General features: G+C 65.3%; 21 protein-coding genes, 1 pseudogene and 1 riboswitch. Of the genes and pseudogenes, 13 read left to right on the top strand and 9 right to left on the bottom strand.

Annotation, left to right across the window (positions count from 1 at the left end):
• The 5 genes and pseudogenes from MFF13_RS00495 to MFF13_RS00475 form a co-directional block, all read left to right on the top strand.
• Nucleotides 1-1,306, top strand: a 1,306-nt coding sequence (locus tag MFF13_RS00495) for a sensor domain-containing diguanylate cyclase (protein WP_238270098.1), incomplete at its 5' end; no start/stop codon positions are given.
• 934 nt (nt 1,307-2,240) lie between these two features.
• Nucleotides 2,241-4,301, top strand: coding sequence for a TonB-dependent siderophore receptor (locus MFF13_RS00490; protein ID WP_238270096.1), 2,061 nt, complete (start codon nt 2,241-2,243; stop codon nt 4,299-4,301).
• Nucleotides 4,302-4,339: 38 nt separating this feature from the next.
• Complete coding sequence (locus tag MFF13_RS00485; protein WP_238270094.1) at nt 4,340-5,518, top strand: PepSY-associated TM helix domain-containing protein; 1,179 nt, start codon at nt 4,340-4,342, stop codon at nt 5,516-5,518.
• Nucleotides 5,515-5,709 (top strand): hypothetical protein, encoded by a 195-nt coding sequence (locus tag MFF13_RS00480; protein ID WP_238270092.1) that lies wholly within the window; start codon nt 5,515-5,517, stop codon nt 5,707-5,709. The genes MFF13_RS00485 and MFF13_RS00480 overlap by 4 nt, the downstream gene beginning before the upstream one ends.
• Before the next feature lie 132 nt (nt 5,710-5,841).
• Nucleotides 5,842-6,195, top strand: a pseudogene (locus MFF13_RS00475) (integrase core domain-containing protein); the annotation flags it as partial.
• Nucleotides 6,196-6,250: 55 nt separating this feature from the next.
• Nucleotides 6,251-6,449, bottom strand: a riboswitch (cobalamin riboswitch).
• A gap of 182 nt (nt 6,450-6,631) precedes the next feature.
• Here the strand turns inward: MFF13_RS00475 and MFF13_RS00470 are convergent.
• The 8 genes from MFF13_RS00470 to MFF13_RS00435 all read right to left on the bottom strand — a co-directional run bounded on the left by MFF13_RS00470 (nt 6,632) and on the right by MFF13_RS00435 (nt 13,929).
• Nucleotides 6,632-8,851: a TonB-dependent siderophore receptor gene (locus tag MFF13_RS00470; RefSeq protein ID WP_238270090.1), complete on the bottom strand. Its 2,220-nt coding sequence runs from the start codon at nt 8,849-8,851 to the stop codon at nt 6,632-6,634.
• Between the two features lie 341 nt (nt 8,852-9,192).
• Complete coding sequence (locus MFF13_RS00465; protein ID WP_147812792.1) at nt 9,193-9,402, bottom strand: hypothetical protein; 210 nt, start codon at nt 9,400-9,402, stop codon at nt 9,193-9,195.
• Between the two features lie 670 nt (nt 9,403-10,072).
• Nucleotides 10,073-10,492 carry a hypothetical protein gene (locus MFF13_RS00460; RefSeq protein ID WP_238270087.1) on the bottom strand — a complete coding sequence of 140 codons (420 nt, stop codon included), beginning with the start codon at nt 10,490-10,492 and terminating at the stop codon, nt 10,073-10,075.
• Nucleotides 10,492-10,938 carry a hypothetical protein gene (locus tag MFF13_RS00455; protein WP_147752857.1) on the bottom strand — a complete coding sequence of 149 codons (447 nt, stop codon included), beginning with the start codon at nt 10,936-10,938 and terminating at the stop codon, nt 10,492-10,494. Before MFF13_RS00455 ends, MFF13_RS00460 begins: the two co-directional genes overlap by 1 nt.
• Nucleotides 10,938-11,540, bottom strand: coding sequence for a hypothetical protein (locus MFF13_RS00450; RefSeq protein WP_147752858.1), 603 nt, complete (start codon nt 11,538-11,540; stop codon nt 10,938-10,940). The genes MFF13_RS00455 and MFF13_RS00450 overlap by 1 nt, the downstream gene beginning before the upstream one ends.
• Nucleotides 11,537-11,761, bottom strand: a complete 225-nt coding sequence (locus MFF13_RS00445; RefSeq protein WP_147752859.1) for a hypothetical protein — start codon at nt 11,759-11,761, stop codon at nt 11,537-11,539. Before MFF13_RS00445 ends, MFF13_RS00450 begins: the two co-directional genes overlap by 4 nt.
• Nucleotides 11,762-11,772: 11 nt before the next feature.
• Nucleotides 11,773-13,416, bottom strand: a complete 1,644-nt coding sequence (locus MFF13_RS00440; protein WP_238270085.1) for an AAA family ATPase — start codon at nt 13,414-13,416, stop codon at nt 11,773-11,775.
• Between the two features lie 210 nt (nt 13,417-13,626).
• Nucleotides 13,627-13,929, bottom strand: a complete 303-nt coding sequence (locus tag MFF13_RS00435) for a helix-turn-helix domain-containing protein (RefSeq protein ID WP_147752861.1) — start codon at nt 13,927-13,929, stop codon at nt 13,627-13,629.
• A 135-nt stretch (nt 13,930-14,064) separates the two neighbouring features.
• Here MFF13_RS00435 and MFF13_RS00430 point away from each other — a divergent pair, with 135 nt between their 5' ends.
• The 3 genes from MFF13_RS00430 to MFF13_RS00420 are packed head-to-tail and all read left to right on the top strand — an operon-like array spanning nt 14,065 to nt 14,908.
• Nucleotides 14,065-14,277: a hypothetical protein gene (locus MFF13_RS00430; protein WP_238270083.1), complete on the top strand. Its 213-nt coding sequence runs from the start codon at nt 14,065-14,067 to the stop codon at nt 14,275-14,277.
• The gene (locus MFF13_RS00425; RefSeq protein ID WP_238270081.1) at nt 14,274-14,498 is read left to right on the top strand and encodes a hypothetical protein; all 225 of its coding nucleotides are present in this window, start codon (nt 14,274-14,276) and stop codon (nt 14,496-14,498) included. The genes MFF13_RS00430 and MFF13_RS00425 overlap by 4 nt, the downstream gene beginning before the upstream one ends.
• Nucleotides 14,495-14,908 carry a hypothetical protein gene (locus MFF13_RS00420; protein ID WP_238270079.1) on the top strand — a complete coding sequence of 138 codons (414 nt, stop codon included), beginning with the start codon at nt 14,495-14,497 and terminating at the stop codon, nt 14,906-14,908. Before MFF13_RS00425 ends, MFF13_RS00420 begins: the two co-directional genes overlap by 4 nt.
• A gap of 65 nt (nt 14,909-14,973) precedes the next feature.
• Here MFF13_RS00420 and MFF13_RS00415 read toward each other — a convergent pair whose 3' ends face one another.
• Nucleotides 14,974-15,693, bottom strand: coding sequence for a hypothetical protein (locus tag MFF13_RS00415; RefSeq protein ID WP_238270077.1), 720 nt, complete (start codon nt 15,691-15,693; stop codon nt 14,974-14,976).
• 110 nt (nt 15,694-15,803) lie between these two features.
• On the opposite strand from MFF13_RS00415, the gene MFF13_RS00410 reads away from it, so the two are divergent.
• Genes MFF13_RS00410 through MFF13_RS00390 form a run of 5 tightly spaced genes read left to right on the top strand, consistent with a single transcriptional unit; the run spans nt 15,804 to nt 17,503 of the window.
• The gene (locus tag MFF13_RS00410; RefSeq protein ID WP_238270075.1) at nt 15,804-16,286 is read left to right on the top strand and encodes a hypothetical protein; all 483 of its coding nucleotides are present in this window, start codon (nt 15,804-15,806) and stop codon (nt 16,284-16,286) included.
• Nucleotides 16,287-16,288: 2 nt separating this feature from the next.
• Nucleotides 16,289-16,660, top strand: coding sequence for a fasciclin domain-containing protein (locus MFF13_RS00405; RefSeq protein ID WP_238270073.1), 372 nt, complete (start codon nt 16,289-16,291; stop codon nt 16,658-16,660).
• A complete protein-coding gene (locus MFF13_RS00400) occupies nt 16,657-16,881 on the top strand; it encodes a hypothetical protein (RefSeq protein WP_238270071.1) in 225 nt (74 codons plus the stop codon). Before MFF13_RS00405 ends, MFF13_RS00400 begins: the two co-directional genes overlap by 4 nt.
• Entirely contained in the window at nt 16,878-17,363 is a 486-nt protein-coding gene (locus MFF13_RS00395) for a hypothetical protein (RefSeq protein WP_238270069.1), read from the top strand. Before MFF13_RS00400 ends, MFF13_RS00395 begins: the two co-directional genes overlap by 4 nt.
• Entirely contained in the window at nt 17,360-17,503 is a 144-nt protein-coding gene (locus tag MFF13_RS00390; RefSeq protein ID WP_238270067.1) for a hypothetical protein, read from the top strand. The genes MFF13_RS00395 and MFF13_RS00390 overlap by 4 nt, the downstream gene beginning before the upstream one ends.
• Nucleotides 17,504-17,924: the final 421 nt, after the last annotated feature.

Below are 17,924 nucleotides of genomic sequence, written 5' to 3'. Positions count from 1 at the left end.
TCGATCAACGGGGTTTGGTATAAGTCCAGACTTGCGCCAGCTCGTCTTGTTTGATCGGGCGACAACTGCGCGCGACATGGGCGTTATGATCGTGCTGAACGAGCGAGGCGACATCATCGCCGATCTCGATGCAGTCCCGCCGCGTAAGGGAAACTACGTCGATCGAGACTACTTTCGTGTTCACAGAACCCGCGCCGATCTAGGTCTGTTCATTGGGCAGCCGCTCGTCTCACGCCTGACAGGCGTGCGAATGCTGCCCTTCAGCCGCCGCATCAACAAGCCAGACGGCAGCTTCGGGGGCGTGGTGCTCGGCAGCGTGAAGTTGTCCTACTTTACCCACCTCTTCGACCAGATCAGCTTGGGTCGGGACGGCGCGATCAACCTGTATCTCCGTGATGGCACGCGGATCATGCGGCAGCCTTACGCCGAGGCCGATATCGGAAAAAGCATTGCAGGTGCTTCAACCTTTGAGCGAATGGCGCGCGGAATTAGTGGCGCCTTCGTGGATACCTCGGTGCGAGATGGTATTAAGCGGCATTATACGTTTGCGCGGGTGGGTGACTTGCCGCTGATTTTGAACGTAGCCCTCTCTGTGAATGAGATCGAGTCCGAGTGGCGTCTGAAGGCGCTCGTCATCGGCGGTATGGTGATGCTGCTGTGCAGCCTGACCATCTTGCTGTCGCTCTTGTTTGGTCGGGAATTGCGCCGCCGTGCAGCGATGCAGGTCGAACTGGCCAAGCAGTCTCAAACGGACAGCCTGACCGGTCTGCCGAACCGACGTGCTTTCGAGGAGAGCTTCGCTCAGGCATCATCCAGCATCGGCCTCGGCCGGTCACTCTCTCTGCTAATCGTCGATGCTGATCATTTCAAGCGTTACAACGACCGCTACGGCCATCCGATCGGTGACGAAGTACTGCGTGGCTTGGCGCGCTCCCTGTCCGCCAGTGTGCACCGGCCGCAAGACCTCGTTTGCCGCGTCGGTGGTGAGGAATTTACGTTCCTTCTGCCAGACACCGATGAGGTCGGCGCCCATCGTGTCGCAGAGAAGGTCCATGCTGAGGTATCAAACCTTGCGGTCGTCTCAGCGGGAATCTGCGCAGGCACGGTGACGGTGAGCATCGGGCTAGCGAGTACCGTGCAGAGAACTCATGCAGATGATACCCTCACGGACCTCTACAGACTTGCGGACGCAGCACTCTATCGAGCCAAGGCAGCAGGTCGTAATCGGACCTGCTGCGCCGAGCCGGAGAACACACCAGCAGGTCTTCAGACGCGCTTGCTCCAGTTGGTCAGTGTTACGACATAAGGTGTTGCGAGCCATGGATTTTGAGAACAGAACATCGGGCAGAATAATTTTCAATATTCGCTCCATATAAATAGCCATCTTGCTTGAAGAGCATACTTCAATTTCGGGCGATATATCGATTATCGTTTTTGCAGCTATCGGTCACCGAAACGGAAGGCGACCTCTCGCCTGAGACAGGTGTACGGAGCTAGCTCATTTAACGTCCGCTTCCGAGCATCCTAACGAGTAATCTAAACGACTGGGTTGGGTCGGGACCCGTCCGTCCGCTCTACGACCGGGTAGGGTGGTTTAGAGAAGGGCCGCTTTTGGGAATTTGAACTGCGGAAGCAGACGCTCGACATTCGACCGATGTCGGCGATACAGCAACCCATGCGTGTTCATGCACGATCAGCATTCCGATGGGCGCTGGAGTGCGCCGAATTTCGACATCCTGATACGGACGGATGAGCATCGGCATGTGGCTAAAATATCTCTTTCCACAAATCTGCGTCGAGATTCTATGTGTTTCGACTGATTTAGAATAAATATCGATTATCTGAAATCGTGTTGTATTTTAACAATTTAGATAAACTTCGAAAATTATAAGAATCCGATTATATCTAAAATTTAGACTAGTTCTAAATCACTGTAGTTGCAGATGGAAATGCTCTTGCCTTAGCCAAATGTTTAAGCTGCTGACGCGGCAAATCGGAACGGGGCGGCGGTCGTGGTTAGATTTGAAGCTGACATCAACGCATTCCGATGCATTCGTCGGTCCCTGCTGGTCGGGGTCGCGTCGGCTGCTCTGATCGCCGGCATCGGTGCTGCCCAGGCCCAGGCGTCGAAGCCACCAGGTACCTCGAATACGCCCAGCGCTGGCAGCGGCAATACCAACGTCACCCTGGACGAACTTACTGTCGAGAGCCAAAACCCGACGTTCGGGACCGCCGGCTTCGTGGCAACGCGTTCAACGGCCGGCATGAAGGGCAACGACTCGATCCTCGAGACGCCGGCTACGGTCAGCGTCATTACTCGCGAGGAACTCGACGTCCGCGGCGTGCAGGACATCAACACCGCGGTGGCCTACACACCGAACGTCCAGGCGGTAGATTATCCCGGCGGCCAGGGCGGCCCGACCTTTACACTACGCGGCTTCAACGCCAACAACTTCGACAGCGTCTACCAGGACGGCCTGCGCTACGGCTTCAACTCGTTCGACCAGAATATCGAGCCTTACGCCTACGAGCGCATCGACGTGATCAAGGGCCCCATCTCGGTGCTCTACGGCGCCGGCCAGCCCGGCGGCATCATCAACCTTGTCTCAAAGCGGCCGAGCTTCACCCCGTTCAACGAGGTCTTCCTCCAGGGCGGCAACCGTAATCGCATCCAGGCCGGCTTCGACCTCACTGGCCCGGTCGAGGGCGCACCGCAATTCGCCTACCGCATCACCGGCCTCGTGCGAAATTCCGACAGCCAGGTGAAGTACACGCCCGACGACCGCACCTTCATCGCGCCGTCGGTGACGTGGCGGCCCGACTCCGACACCTCGCTCACCGTGCTCGCCAAGTATGCCGAGTATCGCGGTGGCGGCTCCGAGCAGAGCCTGCCGATCGTCGGCTCGATCATCCCGAGCACCAAGGGATTTTATCAGCGCGACATCTTCGTCGGGCAGCCAAATTTCAACACCGGCCTCCTCGAGAACAAGGAGATCGGCTACATCCTCGACCACACCTTCGCGCCGGGCTGGCTGCTGCACTCGGCCTTCCGAGCCTACGAGACCACATCGAAGTATGATGCGGTCGGCGCGTCGCCTGCCGCTACCCCAACGAGCTTCCTCGCCGTCTCGGTGTTTCCCTATCTCCGCGACCAGTCGAGCCAGGGACTGCTTGCCGACAACCACGTCGAGGGCCAGTTCGCGACGCTGGACGTGCAGCACAACGTCGTCTTCGGCGTCGACTTCCAGAACTATTATCGCCGCGACTCGCGGACCTACCCGAACGGCTATCCGCTGGCTGCGGCCAACCGATCGATCAACCTCTACGATCCGGTCTACAACCTCGCCATCGCCTTCCCGCAACGCACGAATTTTTCCGCACGCGCCGCGCAGCAGCAGACCGGTCTCTACTTTCAGGACCAGATGAAGTGGAACGGCTTTATCCTGACGGGCAGCGTGCGTAACGACTGGGTCGACCAGCGGATCACTAGCACCTTCAACTTCCCCAACCTGCCGGTGGCCACGCTCAACCGGACGACGGTAGATCAGCAGAGCTTCTCCGCGCTGAGCTACCGCGCTGCACTCGGCTACGAGTTGCCCTACGGCATCGTGCCCTACGCCTCGTATTCGACCTCGTTCAACCCGCAGATCGCGGGGCAGCGGGCGGACGGCTCGGCGCTGAGCCCGCGCGACGCGACCCAGGTGGAAGGCGGCGTGAAGTGGCAACCTCCAGGCAGCAACGCGCTATACACCGCCTCGTATTTCGAGATCACCCAGACCAACATCCCGCTGGCCGACGTCGCAAATCCCGGCTTCTTCGTCGAGACCGGCGAAGCGCAGTCGAAGGGCTTCGAACTGGAGGGCAAAGCGAACCTGTTCGAGGGCTTCAATTTCATCTTCGGCTTCGCCCATCTCGAGACGCGAGTGACGAAGAACGCCGCTAACCCTGCGCTGGTCGGCAACCGGCTGCCCAACGCGCCGAACAACACGGTCTCGCTATTTGCGGATTACGCGTTCCCGTTGGGCTCGCCATTCGGCGGCTTCCGGGCCGGCGCTGGCGTGCGCTACGTCGGCCAGCGGACGGATGCCAACAACGTCGACAACATCCCGTCCTACGCGTTGGTCGACGCCTCGATCAGCTACGACCTCGCCCGACTCGACCCGGCCTGGAAGGGCGCCGTGCTCTCGGTGAACGCCACCAACCTGTTCGATCAGCGCTACTTCAATGCGGGCTTCTACACGGGCTACGTTTTCGAAGGCTTCCGCCGGAGCGTTTTCGGCACTCTGACGTATCGCTGGTAGGCGAGATCACTGTAGCCCTTCCACCAGGGATCGCGCCGATGACGACCGAAACCCTGACAGCGCGCGGACGCGTTCATGCTTCCCGCTTTGCTGTCTCGCGGACCTTTCGCGTCGGCCTGTGGTTGCATCGCTGGTGCGGGCTCGTCGCAACGCCGTTCTTTCTTGTTCTATGCCTCACCGGCACCATCCTCATCTTCCACGAGGAGATCGACGAGTGGACCGGTGTCGACCTGCCGGTCGAGGCATCGGAAAGGCCGGTCAGACCCCTCGCCGATCTCGTCGCGGCCGCCCACTCCGCCGAACCCGGCAAGCGCGTGATCGCGATCAATCTCGATGGCGACCACCCTGAGCGCGTGACCGTGAACCTCGGCTCGCCCGGTGCTCGCACGTTCGCGGGCGCAATCCCGGTCACCCTGGATGCACGGTACGGCACGCGCCTGTCGCGGCCGGACCCACGCTCCACCGTGACCGGATTCATGCTCACCCTGCATGCGAACTGGTTTCTCGGCCTTCCGGGACAGCTCGCCGGCGGGATCGTCGCCTTATTGGTGGTCGTCTGCCTCCTGTCGGGCGTCGTGATCTACGGCCCCTACGTCAGAGGTCTGGCCTTCGGCGCGATCCGACGAATGCGCGGGGAGCCTCTGCGTCAGCGCGATTTGCACACGCTGATTGGCGTCGCCACCCTCGGCTGGACGCTTCTCGTCTCGGTAACGGGTATCGCCCTGGCTCTCGGCGGCCTTGCCCTCATGACGTGGCAGACGACGGAATTGCGCAGGCTCGCGACCACCTACGAGTCAGCCGTGCCGGGCAGCACGTCGACGTCGGCCTCTATAGATACCGTCAGGGCATCGGCCGAGGCGGCACGCGCGGGGTGGCGGGCCACGCTGCTGATATATCCGGGCACAGCATTCTCGACAGATACGCATTTCACCGTGCTTCTCGCCGGCCCTACGGGGTTGCAGAAGCGCCTGTTCGAGATCGCGCTGGTCGATGCCCGTGATGCGCACGTATCCGAAGTTGCCACGCTGCCCTGGTACCTCACAGCCGTTCGGATCTCACAGCCCCTGCACTTCGGTGATTACGGGTCCTGGCCACTCAAACTCCTATGGAGCCTTCTCGCTTGGTCCACCCTGTTCATCACCGGAAACGGGGCATGGCTCTGGTGGACCCGAAAGCGGCCAAGACGCGTCCGCGCGACGCCCAAGAGTGTCGTATGATGCCGCCCTTCAAGATGTGGCAGCAGCACCCGATCCTGTTCGCGACAGGTTTGTGGGTGCTGACCACGTTCGGGCTGGTCCTGATGCTCGGGGACGAGGGCATCTGGAAAGGCGTCGGCTTCCTCTGCACGACGGCGCCTTTCGTGCAGGCAGTTGTCGGTTACATTAACGGCCGTAAGACATACCGATAACTCCTGGCCAAACATTTTGCACGGCGATTTTCAAACATGACGTAAATCATCTACTAGGTCGAATTTTAGTGGAAAATCTTACGTTTGCTTTATAAATAGATTAATATTCTTTCCGGTAGTCCGCTCTGGGGCAACGGGCCGAGCTACGTCGCCAGCGACCTGGCTGACTGGCTCGGCATTCGGGGCATGACCCACATCCGCGGCGCGCCATGCCATCCTCAAACGCAGGGTAAGATCGAGCGTTGGCATCAGACGCTCAAAAACCGCATCCTGCTCGAACACGCCTACTTGCCCGGCGAGCTGGAGGCGCAGGTTGCCGACTTCGTCGAACACTACAACCATGCCCGAGCCCATGAGAGCCTGAGCAACCTCACGCCCGCTGACGTCTACTTCGGACGCGGCGAAGGGATCCTGGCCGAGCGGGAACGCATCAAGCGCCAGACCCTGATGGATCGCCGCTTGCGCCACCACGCGCAGGCCGCCTAACCTCCTACCCCAGATGGACCAGAGCCTCTGTCCCTGAACACCGCTGAATGTCCCAAATCATCTGACGACGGACAGGCAGGTCTCCTGGCTCGCGGGTCACCGCCCTCTCATCGTCTTCCCAGGCCCGAGGCCCCAGTGACGTGTTGATGATGGGCTCGCCGCTTACAGTTGCGGGGGCAGCCACGGCCTCGGGCGAGAGCCCTCACCGCGTTCCCTTTTGATCCCCAGGGGGAACCGTCGCTGTCACCATCGGATGCTATGACAAGCCTCGTCAACGCCATGAACAAGATCGGCGGCCTTGTGTGGCCTCGCTGTAACAGATGGGATCCGTGGCCTTGCTGTCATCGAATGGCCACTTCCGGGAATTGAGCCAACTGCCGCCACTTACCCTTCGAAGCTTTTCTGACAGTCGATTTTCGGTCTAAGGTTCTCTATCTTACCAACGATAGATAAGGCTGCCAATAACGGTCGCTGGCTGGTTGAAGTTGCAGAAGCCGAACGAGCAGGTCGTGTAGCTCCGGTTGAAGATGTTGTAGCCGTTGATCTGCGCGCGAAAGCCCTTGTACTTCGGATCGAGCGCAGCGAAGTCGTAGGCAACGAGGGCGTCGTAGAGCGTCACGGCGGTATTGCGTACGGTGTTCTGATCATCCGCGTAACTGGATCCGATGTAGCGAATGCCGCCTCCGATCTGCAGCCCGCGCAGGGCTGAAGATAGCGGGAAGGCATAAGTCAGGAACGACGCGTAGGTATCGCTGGGGATGCCGGAGACGCGGTTCCCGTTGAGGGAGTCGCCGGTAAACGTGGTTGATTTCACGAACCGGATGTCGACGTGCGTGTAGGCGATGGTCAGGTTCGTACCGGGCGCGAGATTAGCGGTCGCCTCGGCCTCGAAGCCCTTCGAGCGCACGGCGCCCCCAGCGGTCTGGAACGCGATGTTGCTCGCGTCGGGGATCAGGATGCTCGACTGGTTGATGTCGAACCCAGCGAACGCCGTCTGGATGTTGGTGCCGGGGATCAGGTACTTCACGCCCGCCTCGATCTGGTCGCCGGTGGCCGGCTTAAACGCCTGGCCGTTTCGATCGAGACCAACCTGCGGCGTGAAAGTGGTGGCGTAGCTGGCATACGGCACCAAGCCCGGCGCCAGGACGTACCCGAGGCCGACGCGGCCGGTGAAGGCGCTGTTGTCCTGGCGCGAGACCGCGCTGTCGGGCGTGGCGTAGTTGTCCTGGAAGACCCAGTCGTGGCGCCCGTTCACGGTCAGGATGAAGTCGCCGAACTTGGCTTGGTCCTGCAGGTAGACGCCGACCTGATCCTGGGTCTGGCGTGAGGCGGACCCGAGGGGCGGCGTCGCGATGAACTGCTGGCCGTAGTTGCGCGTGACGAGGTTGAGATCCGGGGCCAGGCCGAAGCCGAGGCGCTCGCTCAGGCTGTACCGGGCATAGTCAACGCCCCCGACCACGGTGTGGGCGACCGGGCCGGTGGCGAAACGCGCCTCCAACTGGTTGTCCAGCGTCTGCTGCACCAAGCCTTCGCGGATGTAGCCGGTGTCGCGCGTGCCGATCGTTCGTGCGTCGTTGATGTTGTTGATGTCGACGTACTTCCCGCTCAGGAACAGTCCGTAGTGGCGAAAATTCTGGCGGAAGACGAGGTCGGGCGTGAAGAAGTGCTCGAAGGCGTAACCGACACGGTACTGAGTCTGGTCGAGGCCGATGAAGCGCGGGTCACCCTGGTAGAACTTGGATACCCGAAAACCAGGGTCATTGTAGAAGAACGTCGCCGCAGGCGTGTTGGTGACTTGCAACTCACTAAGGAACGTGAACGTGGTGTCGGCCGACGGCTTCCAGGTGAAGGCGGGCGCGATATTGAGCTGGTCGTCGTTCGTACCGAGGCCGATGAAGGTCCCTGCTTCGCGGCGCACGCCGGTGAGGCGGTAGGCCATCGTGCCGCCCGAACCCTCGATTGGACCGCCGACGTCGAAGTTGCCCTGGACGCGGCCGAAGCTGCCGGCCTGGAACTGCACCTCGCCGAACGGCACGAAGACGGGCCGCTTGCTCGTGATATCGAGGATGCCGCCTGGCGAGCCGAGGCCATAGAGGCCGGAGGCAGGGCCCCGCAGGATGGTGAGCGCCTCCGCGCCGTAAGGCTCGCTCTTCGGGTAGGCGAAGCCGCTGCCGATCACGCGCAGGCCGTCGCGGTAGATGCCCTGGTTGGTGAGCACGTCGAAGCCGCGGATGAAAACCTGGTCGAACCGTGGATCGAAGCCTGATCGAGAAGATATGGCGCCCGGGACGTAGTTGACCGCGTCGGTGAAGCTCTGAACGTTGCGGTCGTTGAGCTGCTCTCGGGTTACCACCGAGACCGACTGCGGGGCCTCGATCAGCGGGGTGTTGGTCTTGGTGGCGGCTGTGGAGACACGGGCCGTGTAGCCGGTGATCCCAGAAGGGCCGCCACCGCCGCCACTGGTGGCGGCCGTGCCAGCGTCACCAGCGCTGACGTTGAGGCCGCCGGAGCCGGCCGGGCCCGGGGCGGAAGCGCTCGGCCCCACTGCATCGACCGAGATCTCGTTGAGTTGAACCGTGCCATCTTGTGCCACCACGGGACCGACAAGGACGGTGGTGGTGAGAAGGACGGGAAGGAGCGAGAAGCGGTGGGACATGGATCACGCTGGCGCGCGCTCGGACTAGCGCAATACCAGTGTCATCGGCGGTCACGGATCTTAGAGCAAGCCGGAAATGCGTTATAGATCACACACTTACAACGGTTCAAATCTGAAGAAATTCTAAGCTACGGTTTATTGAGCGCTCCATTTGCCATAGCAAAACGCATTTGTGCTCGGGCGATCAGCATTACCTGGTCGTCGGACCGGGCCTGTCTGCCGAAACGGCCGGCAGCGGCCACGAGAGGGCATGGCTGCCGTTTCGTTGCTCCCGCTGGTGCCGGCAACGAAGAAGGCCAGCCTCGCGGCTGGCCCTGATCGTTAGGTGAAGAAGCCCGACCTTACTCGGCCGCGGTCATCTCGGCTGTGAAATGGCCGCACCAGTCGTTGGCGCCAACCACCGGCCACAGGCCTTTGGACTCCGGCGCTGGCTGGCTGACCGGCGGGTTGAACCGGCACAGGCCGGCATCCGCAGCCGCCGGGGCGTTGTTGCCCTTGTGCTCATCGAAGAACTTGCAGCTGTCGCAGTGGGCGTTCGCCATGGTCGTCATCCTCACGGAGCCGGCAGCCAACGGCCGCCCTCAGTTGCGAATTAGAACAGATATAATCTGGGGGTCAACTGGCCGAGCTGGGCATGGTTCCCGGAAGCCTGTTGCAGACTGTGTGCGGCTTTTAAATAGGTTGAAAGCAACCTGAACGATGTATCTGAATTCCGACCGTTTTCACGGCGATCGATTAAACCGCGGTTCCGCCTACGAAAAATGGCTGCAGCTCTGTCGGTAAACCGTGTCGGCTATTTAAACGTCGGGCAAACGTGCGCCTCTGACGGTTTAGCGGCGATGCTTGCGTGTCCGGTTTGGCACATCGCGCTACCGAAACCAGTTATACGACTTTCGGCCAACTCCAGCCATACGGAGCTGGCCCGCTCAATGTCCGCTTCCGGGCATCGCCTTAGGGACCCGGAATGACTGGGTTGGGTCGAATGCGGAACGTCCGCTTCCTGGCGGGCGCCCAACTTCCGCTATTGGCGCAAAGGAGGCATCCCGAATCGACCACGAGGCCCGTCTCCAGCGTTTGCCCTGCCTCTAAACCCCTCCGTAGCCCCCTGCCAACCAGGCCCGCGGCTCGATGCCGGGGGCCTTTTTCGTGGCCGGATCGCCGCGCAAGGAAACGATACCATCGAGCGATTGGCTTCCTCCGCCTAGGGGACAGGCTGAATTTTCAGCCGACCTTGAAGCCGGTGTCGGCCTCGTCCTCGGGGGCCGGCGCGTCGATGGGGCGGCCCTTCCCGCGGCGTCCGGAGAGGATCGCGGAGCGGGCCTCGGGCTCCGGGCTGGGCGACCCGAGTAGGTACACCTTGCCGCTCTCGACGATCGCGTAGCCCGGGCCCTGCTGGACGATGACGCTCGTCTTCAGGATCGTATCGCCGTGTAGAGGATGACCCCAACAGTAGGCATCGATGCACGGCCTGTCGGTCCCTGGGTAGTTCCGAACGCTCCAGTCATCGAGGAAGGGCGCCTCATCGATCGCGGCGGCGTCCGGGCGCCACGCGGGGTCCACCCCGGCGAGGGCGGCGCGCACCTCGGCCCGGCGCTCCTCGACGGCGCGGCGTTCGGCGGGTGTCAGGTCTCGCAGGCGCATCAGTCCCTCCCTCTACGGACACTGTCGATCGCCTGGATGCCATCCACAACGGCATCGCGGAGGAATTCTGCCCTCTGCGTGCAGCCCGGGATGTTGCTCCCCCACGTGCCGATCCTGCCCCTGAGCGTCATCGTGAAGGTGCGGTCGGGGAGTTGCAGCACGTCCTCGCTGCCCTCGACGATGCCGGTGACGACGTCGCCGGCGATCGAGGCCGTGCCCCATGCGGATGTGCGCGAATCCGTGCGCGCGGCCGGTCCGGAGACGACGCAGTCCAGCGTGAAGCGGACGCGGTCGTCCATCCGCCTGACGGTGAGCACGCTCTGCACGGACATCCTGTCGAGGATGTCGTCCTGCACGGTGACGGACCACGTCTCCGCCGTCGGGAACGTGCCGGCGAGGCAGGGGGCCGACCCGAGCAGGGCGGCGGCGAGGATGAGGGGGCGCATCAGCGGGGTTCCGTGTTGTGGGTGTGGCACAGGGTTTCGATCCAGGGCCTGAAGCGCGTCCGGCCGGGGGCTCCGCAGGCCTCGCAGATCCCGTCGGAGATCGTCTCGATCGCCTCGACGACGTCGGCGACGTCGTCGGACCAGTCGTCTGCGTGGTGGTGCCACCGCAGGGTGCCGAACTTGGCCTTGGCGTCGTCGGTCGCGAACCCGGGCGGGACCCCGACCTCCTCGATCCACTCGGCGCCGGCGGCCCAGAGCGAGGCCCATCCCGGGCAGGTGTAGGGACCGCCCGACGTGAACACGGCCGGATGCCGGGCGGCGAGGACCTCGCTCCAGTTCGTTGGCACCGTCGGCGTCCGCTCCCGCCACCGGACGGCCAGGTAGCGTGAGATCCCTTCGAGCAGGACCTGGGGACCGACGCCGCCGCGCCACCGCGTGCCGTCCTCCGTCGCGACGACGCGGGGCCCGTACGGTCCCCCTGTCCACCGGACGCGGGGACCGGCTGGCGTGGGCTCGACGGCTTCGACGCGGATCGACGGGACCCGGCGCTGGTCCTTCAGGACGGTGCCGGCGATCGAGTAGAATTCCTGGACGATGCTCATCGGGCCGGCTCCGCCGGGAGGGGCGCGAAGCACATGGCCGCGCCCTCGGCCTCCATGGCGAGGCGCAGGGCCCGATCTGCATCGATCCGCCCGGCGTCGAGCAGTCGAGCGATCCGGACGATCCGCGCCCTGCACCCCCGGCCGACGAGGGAGCAGATCCGCCCATTCTCCCAGGCGTCCTGGATCCGGTCCGCGAGGGCGGACAGCTGAGCTTGCGACATCGGTCCCTCCCTCAATGACGCGGAGCGAGGGCTTCACGCCCGGAGAGCAGCGTCTCGACGATCCGGCGCAGGGGGCGGATGCTGCCGCCCTTGCCCCACGCCTCGGCGACGATCGCGACTTCCTCCGGATCGAGGTCGGGGCACCAGGCCTCGTCCTGCCCACGGTCCGCGCGGATCTCCGGGAGCAGCGTCGCCAGGATCGCCGCCAGGTCCTGAGGCCTGGGATCGGGCACCGCCACGACCCGAAGCCGGTCGAGCAGCGGCGCCGCGACGCCGGCCGTCGTGTTGGCCGTCGCGAGGTACTGGACAGCCGACAGGTCAACCTCGGTCTCGATGTACGGGTCGAAGAAGGCGCTGGATCCCTCCGGCTCCATCAGCGCCGTCAGGGTGTCGATGAGGGATCCGTTGTCCCGCCTCGTGCCGGCCTTCTCCAACTCGTCGACGATGACGCACGGATTGGCCGTGCGCGTCCGCTGGATCAGCTGGACGGGCACGCAGGCGCGGCCCGTCGACCACTGGCGGGACGTGCCGCCGAACGCAGAGTCAGCGACGCCGGCCGCGCTGTAGACCAGCGACGGGATCCGGCACAGCGCGGTGAGCCTGCGCAAAAACCGGGTCTTGCCCGAGCCGGGCTTCCCGACGAGCAGCGTCCGCTGGAACCGCGCGAACCGGCCGCCGACGAGGTCGCCGAGGAGCTTGCCGGTCAGGTCGGAGAGCCAGGGGTACTCCCGATCGAGGACGGCCCGCACGGCGGCGACGTCGATCCCGTGGACGAGAGGCAGCGCCACGCCGGCGAGCGGCTGGAACTCGGCCCGCGGGGTGCTGCCGCGCGAGGCGTTCGACGAGCCCGAGCTCGCGCTGCCGGGCAGGTGGTCGAGGGCATGCTGGTCGATGACGACGAGCGTCGGCGCCGCCGTCGGCTTGGTCTTCCAGATGAGCCGGTCGAGGAACGCGACGTCCTCCGGATCCACGGTCCCGTCGGCGCCGACGCCGCCGTCGAGCACGGCGCGGTCGACCTCGACGAGCTCCTGCGCCTCGGTCCCGATCGAGAGCTCGCTCGACAGGTTCGAGACCCGCGCGTTGAGCATCGCCAGCCGGGGGTAGCGCGGCTCCGGGACGTGCCGCAGCGCCTCGATCTCCTCGCTGGCGTCCTCGGCGAACATCATCGCGCTGCGCAGCGCCAGCCACACGGGCGCGGCGCGGCCTTCCCGCAGCAGCCGGCCTGTGTAGTTGAATGCCATCGCCGCCATGCGGGCGTTGGCCACGGCGGATCCGAACGCCGCTTGGTGGCAGATGAGCAGGTCCGCGACCCGCGACATCTCGATCGCCTGATAATCGGCGAGGTCGTCGCGGTCGAGCTCGCGACGCAGCGCCCGCTCAAGCGCGGCCGCGGTCTTGGCCGACGGGGCATCGGCGGCCTTCCGGGCGGCGAGGCGGACCCGGCTCGGGTACGTCGACCCCACCTCGGTCAGCGACACGATCGTGATGGCCAGGTCGAGCCCCGGCAGCCCCTTGGCCATCTCGCCGCCGAGCAGGCGCTCCTGCAGCGTCAGGGGGACCTGCGGCTCGATCGGGCCGCAATACTGGGAGGGATCCTGGAGGGACAGGCGCGTGGCGGCGACGCGGCGACCGCGCGTGGGATGGGGCTTCGACATGGGGACGGCCTCTTGAAACGATAGACGCAGGCGCGCCGAGCCGGGGGCTCAGGCGGCGGTGGCGGCTATCCGTTTCGAGAGTGCGCGGGTCATCGAGGTCATCCCAGGTCTAGGGGGGCACCGTACCCTGCGGGATTCCGACGATGCAATGGTCGCCCCGGCTTGCCCCTGGGGAAATCGTCTCGACGCGGTACGGGATCGCAGGACTGGTCAACGGAACCTTAGCGCCCGAGCGGCCGGGTCCCGGAGTTGCTGCCGGAGCCGCTCGTTCTCCTCCGACAACTCGTCCAGGTCCGGCACGCCTCCGTGCCACTCCCGGACCCTGAGATCCAAGTCGAGCCCGTTCAGGACCCGGGCCACCTTCGCGATGCTGGGGTCGGCGATCTCGCCCTTCTCCAGCGCGGCGAGCCAGGCCGGGCTCACCCCGGCCACCACGGCGAGCCGTCGCACGGGCATCCGGCGGGCCTTGCGGTTCGTGGCGATCTGCTCGCCGAGGTCTCTGAGCTCTTGCATGCTCGCATCGTAGCCGGCCCGGATGAAAGTCAGCCTACCGACTCAGCGGCTGCGCGAAATCCCGGTCGCAGTCCAGTGCGAATCGACGATCGGTGGCAGACTGCGGATCTGTCCGGATTCGCAGGGGGAAATGGGATGTCGAACGACGTTGAAGGCCGCTTCTATCTGACGAAGTGGAGGTCGGACGGCGATGGCGAGACCTGTCGGCTCATGGAGCGCGAGGGTGCGGACGACGGCGAGGATGCCATCGTCGCCGAGTTCTCCCGGTACCCCTTTCCGCTGGGGGATCATCTCGCCGAGACCGCGTTGACGGCCGCGCTCGCCTACGCCTTCGAGGAGGCGGCATGACCTACCCCCGCGAGGTCATCCCCGAGCACATCCGCGTCGGCATGCACAAGCGGTTCCCCAAGCACCCTCGCTGGTTCCCGCCCGTGCCCGAGACGCCCTGGAGCCTCATCGAGGACGTCCTCGCGCAGGGACGCCGCGACGGGCTCAACAACCGCCAGCTCGCCGGGGGCGTCTACACGCTGCTAGTCGCCCGCGGCCTGCTCTCGGAGGGCCGGGCGTGACGGCTCTCCACCACCACCAGGTCCGCCGGGCCCGTCGGCTGCCCGTCCCGTTGCCGCCCAAGCCGAAGCGGCCGCTCGGGCCGCCGGTCGTCTGCTGGTTCCGAGGCGTCTCGATCCGGGTTCGCGCCGACGTCGAGAAGGCCGGCGTGACGTGGGACGAGTTCCTCGACGAGCTCGCGGGCGAGGAACGCCTGCCACCGCTCCACCTGGTCACCACCCTCGTCCCCGGCCATGAGCGGCATGCGTTGGCGAAGGAGATCGTGCGGCGACGGCGTGCGATCCAGAAGGCCCGCCGCGAAGGTGCGGTGCAGGCGAGCGAGACCCTCCAGGCATTCTGGGATGCCCGGGCTGCGGAGAGGGGCGCTCCCCTTTCGATCCTGGAGCGCCTGTTCGGAAGGCCGGCATCATGAGCGGGCGCAGCTGGGCCTGCCTCACCCTCACCAACGGGGCATCCATCGACATCGACGCCCTCCGCTCAGGCCGTCCCCTCGCCGGCGCGGGCCCGCGCCGCCAGGGCCTCAGCGACGAGCTCGGCGACGCGCTGCCCGACGGCGGCCGCCCTCTTCGCGGGGATCGCCACGATGCGGGTCGGCGGAGACCCAGGGGCCTCCACGAACAGGCGGCCGTCCTCGGCGAGGATGACCTGCGAGACGAGGCGCGCTCCATCCATGCGGGGACGCCCGGCGGCATCACGGCGACGGTCGGAGATAGCCTGAACGGCGGTGGCGTAGGCCGGGTGTGCCATCGGGTCGAACGTGGCCAGCCCCTCCGGATTGGCCTCCCTCTGCATAACGTCCGCCCGATCCTCCGGGGACAGGGCAAGCCATGCCGGGTCCGGGACGTCCTCGACGTGGCCGGTCGGCCTGCGAGGGAGGGGCCCCAGTTCAGCGAGCACGCGGATGGAGGCGGGGTCGTAGGCGTCGTCACTGAGCCCCGGGTCCCGGATCCGGGCCCGGCGCAGCGCGGCGTCGAATGCAGCCTCGCGCCGACGGATCTCGGCGAGCCGCTCCTCGCCGGGGGCAGCCAGGGAGGCGAGGAGCGAGGCGGCGTCGGGATGGGGGCGCTCCACGTCGCAGCTGTCGCACCAGGTCAGGAGCTCGCCGACGCTCTCAGCGCCCGTCAGGGCGTAGGCCCGCTCCAGGGAAATGCGGCCCTCGCTCCAGGCATCCAGGGCGTCGTGCACGGACATCGTCATGCGCGGGAGTCTGAGGCCGGCCCTGCGACGAGGCAAGCCTGGACGGATGCGGAGAAGGCCCCGGCGGGCGGTCTGCCGGCGGTGTGGTCGGCCTGGTGATGGAGACGACGATGCAGATCAAGGACCTGGGCGACGAGGCGATCCGCGAGATCCTGGCGGAGGCGCTCGACGGCATGAACCGCCGGACGGGGAAGGCGTGGATGCTGAGCCTCGACTACGAGCACGGCGACCTTCGCCTCCTGTGCGACCACAAGCACGTCACGACGGCGAACGTCCGGCCGCACATGGTGCCGCTGCGGGACGACGAGCCCCGCGTTCCCGACGCCATCCGCTTCCGCAGCGCCCTGCGCCGGCTGGTGCTGCAGGCGACCCAGGCGGTAACGCCGGTCCCGGGCGCGGCCGACATCCCCGCCGCGCTGGCCCGGACCTTCAGCGCGATCGCGGCGCTCGACGCCCTCAAGGAGAAGGTCGGCCCCAACGAGGTCTTCCCCCTCGGCCACGACCTCTACCGGATCCTCGACCACCTGACGGGGAACGACCACTCCGGCTGTTCGAGCGCGCCGTCGGTCGCGGACTACGGCAGGGTGGCCTGACCATGCGCATCTACACCGAGACGCCCTTCCGCATGACGCCGCCCCGCATGGCCGTGGTGATCCCTGAGGAACAGCGGTCCCTGCCGCATTCCCTATGGGTAGGCCAAGCCCCCGGCCGGATCGCGATGGAGGCTCTCGAAGCCATCGGCCTGCCTTCGGAGGGCGACGAGATCCGGATCGAGGCCCGGGGCGACGTCGTCACCGTCAACGGCGCGAGGGCGACGCGGGGCGACGCCGTGATCGTCTACTGCGCCTGGCACTGCACCCCGAACGATTTTCGCGAGGACCCGTCCGAGGAATTCGTCCGCCAGGTGCGGCATGCGATCGCCGTCCGCCTCGGCATCGAGAGGCAGCTTCAGGGGTTGAGGGCATGAGCGAGAGCATCGACGTCTCCGGTCGCCGGATCCCCTTGAGGCGCATGGCCTTGCCTGAGGTGGTCCAGCGCATGGCGCGGGGCATCGAGCTCACCACGGAGGTCGAGGTGACCTACCGGAGCATGAGCCCACTCGTCTCGATGCTGGCCGGGCTCCAGGAGGCCGTCCCCAACCGCAAGGCGCACCGGGCAGCCGAGGCCAAGGCACGGAGGCGAGCATGATCGAGCAGCGACCGTTGGAGTGGTGGGCCAAGCGGGCCGAGGTCGCTAATGACGGGTTCGTCACCGCTGGCGTGCCAGGGCGAGGCCCGAACCTGTGGGATCGCCTGCAACACGGCGTGTCGACCCTGAAGGAATCGGCACCGGATCCCGCGGCGGTCGACGCCATGTCGCCGGGCGCCGTGTTCGCGGCGATGGTCGACCTGGCCCTAGCGCGGCAGCAGGAGCTTCGATCGGCCGAGCTCCGACGCATGCTCGGGTGCTGGGTCTCGGAGCTGGAGCCGTCGTTCGTCATCCGCCACGACGGCCACCTCGCCGGCCTCACGATCGACGGCGCCCGAAACCCGGACGGGACCACGCCCCTCTACGTGCTGTCCCAGTACGTCGACCCGGCGGACCCGTACGGATCGCGGGAAGCCGGGCATGGTGTCGAGGCGACCTGGTACGTCCCGGGCAACAAGGTCGAACTGGATCTCAGGCCATGAAGCAGGCCACGATCGACGAGCTCGCCCGCGGGGCGACGTGGACCGTCGAGCGCATCATCGCCGCGGATCCCGGGGACGGCCCGGCCGAGCGGGAGTCCAAATTCGGGACGCGCTCGCCCTGTGGATCGAGCACGCCGTGAAGCGCGAGGTCCACAACGACCGGCGCCGCGTGGGGAGGAAGCCATGATCCACGGGTCGCTGCAGGTCCTGGTCATCTGGCTGGCGTTCGGCCTGCCGCTGGGGACCGCCGTCGGCCTGGCGATCGCGTGGGGCGACAGCTGAGGCGGAGGCCGTTTGGGGCTGCAGCAAAGGGCTGAGCTCGGATTTCGCTTTGTTGAGGGCCATAACAAAGCGAAATCGAGCGGAGCCCTTTGTTAGAACCCCGTTTTCGGGCCTAAAACTCCGGAAAACACGTCTTACGATGCTTTGTAGCGGCACTAAGTCGACTTAAGGCACCGAAAACACCGCTTTGCCGCTGTTTTGGCGGTCTAACAAAGCGAAAACCCGGATTTCACTTTGTTTTTGGCCTTAACAAAGCGAAATCCGGCCTGAGCCCTTTGT

Source organism: Methylobacterium cerastii (assembly GCF_022179125.1).
Classification (GTDB): Bacteria; Pseudomonadota; Alphaproteobacteria; order Rhizobiales; family Beijerinckiaceae; genus Methylobacterium; species Methylobacterium cerastii.
This window is presented reverse-complemented; position numbering and strand designations above follow the sequence as displayed.

What these genes read in the sequence shown, in the direction of transcription:
- MFF13_RS00485 (WP_238270094.1), top strand. Translation starts at nt 4,340, where the DNA reads ATGACGACCGAAACCCTGACAGCGCGCGGACGCGTTCATGCTTCCCGC.
- MFF13_RS00480 (WP_238270092.1), top strand. Translation starts at nt 5,515, where the DNA reads ATGATGCCGCCCTTCAAGATGTGGCAGCAGCACCCGATCCTGTTCGCG.
- MFF13_RS00470 (WP_238270090.1), bottom strand. Translation starts at nt 8,851, where the DNA reads ATGTCCCACCGCTTCTCGCTCCTTCCCGTCCTTCTCACCACCACCGTC.
- MFF13_RS00465 (WP_147812792.1), bottom strand. Translation starts at nt 9,402, where the DNA reads ATGACGACCATGGCGAACGCCCACTGCGACAGCTGCAAGTTCTTCGAT.
- MFF13_RS00460 (WP_238270087.1), bottom strand. Translation starts at nt 10,492, where the DNA reads ATGCGCCTGCGAGACCTGACACCCGCCGAACGCCGCGCCGTCGAGGAG.
- MFF13_RS00455 (WP_147752857.1), bottom strand. Translation starts at nt 10,938, where the DNA reads ATGCGCCCCCTCATCCTCGCCGCCGCCCTGCTCGGGTCGGCCCCCTGC.
- MFF13_RS00450 (WP_147752858.1), bottom strand. Translation starts at nt 11,540, where the DNA reads ATGAGCATCGTCCAGGAATTCTACTCGATCGCCGGCACCGTCCTGAAG.
- MFF13_RS00445 (WP_147752859.1), bottom strand. Translation starts at nt 11,761, where the DNA reads ATGTCGCAAGCTCAGCTGTCCGCCCTCGCGGACCGGATCCAGGACGCC.
- MFF13_RS00440 (WP_238270085.1), bottom strand. Translation starts at nt 13,416, where the DNA reads ATGTCGAAGCCCCATCCCACGCGCGGTCGCCGCGTCGCCGCCACGCGC.
- MFF13_RS00435 (WP_147752861.1), bottom strand. Translation starts at nt 13,929, where the DNA reads ATGCAAGAGCTCAGAGACCTCGGCGAGCAGATCGCCACGAACCGCAAG.
- MFF13_RS00430 (WP_238270083.1), top strand. Translation starts at nt 14,065, where the DNA reads ATGTCGAACGACGTTGAAGGCCGCTTCTATCTGACGAAGTGGAGGTCG.
- MFF13_RS00425 (WP_238270081.1), top strand. Translation starts at nt 14,274, where the DNA reads ATGACCTACCCCCGCGAGGTCATCCCCGAGCACATCCGCGTCGGCATG.
- MFF13_RS00415 (WP_238270077.1), bottom strand. Translation starts at nt 15,693, where the DNA reads ATGACGATGTCCGTGCACGACGCCCTGGATGCCTGGAGCGAGGGCCGC.
- MFF13_RS00410 (WP_238270075.1), top strand. Translation starts at nt 15,804, where the DNA reads ATGCAGATCAAGGACCTGGGCGACGAGGCGATCCGCGAGATCCTGGCG.
- MFF13_RS00405 (WP_238270073.1), top strand. Translation starts at nt 16,289, where the DNA reads ATGCGCATCTACACCGAGACGCCCTTCCGCATGACGCCGCCCCGCATG.
- MFF13_RS00400 (WP_238270071.1), top strand. Translation starts at nt 16,657, where the DNA reads ATGAGCGAGAGCATCGACGTCTCCGGTCGCCGGATCCCCTTGAGGCGC.
- MFF13_RS00395 (WP_238270069.1), top strand. Translation starts at nt 16,878, where the DNA reads ATGATCGAGCAGCGACCGTTGGAGTGGTGGGCCAAGCGGGCCGAGGTC.
- MFF13_RS00390 (WP_238270067.1), top strand. Translation starts at nt 17,360, where the DNA reads ATGAAGCAGGCCACGATCGACGAGCTCGCCCGCGGGGCGACGTGGACC.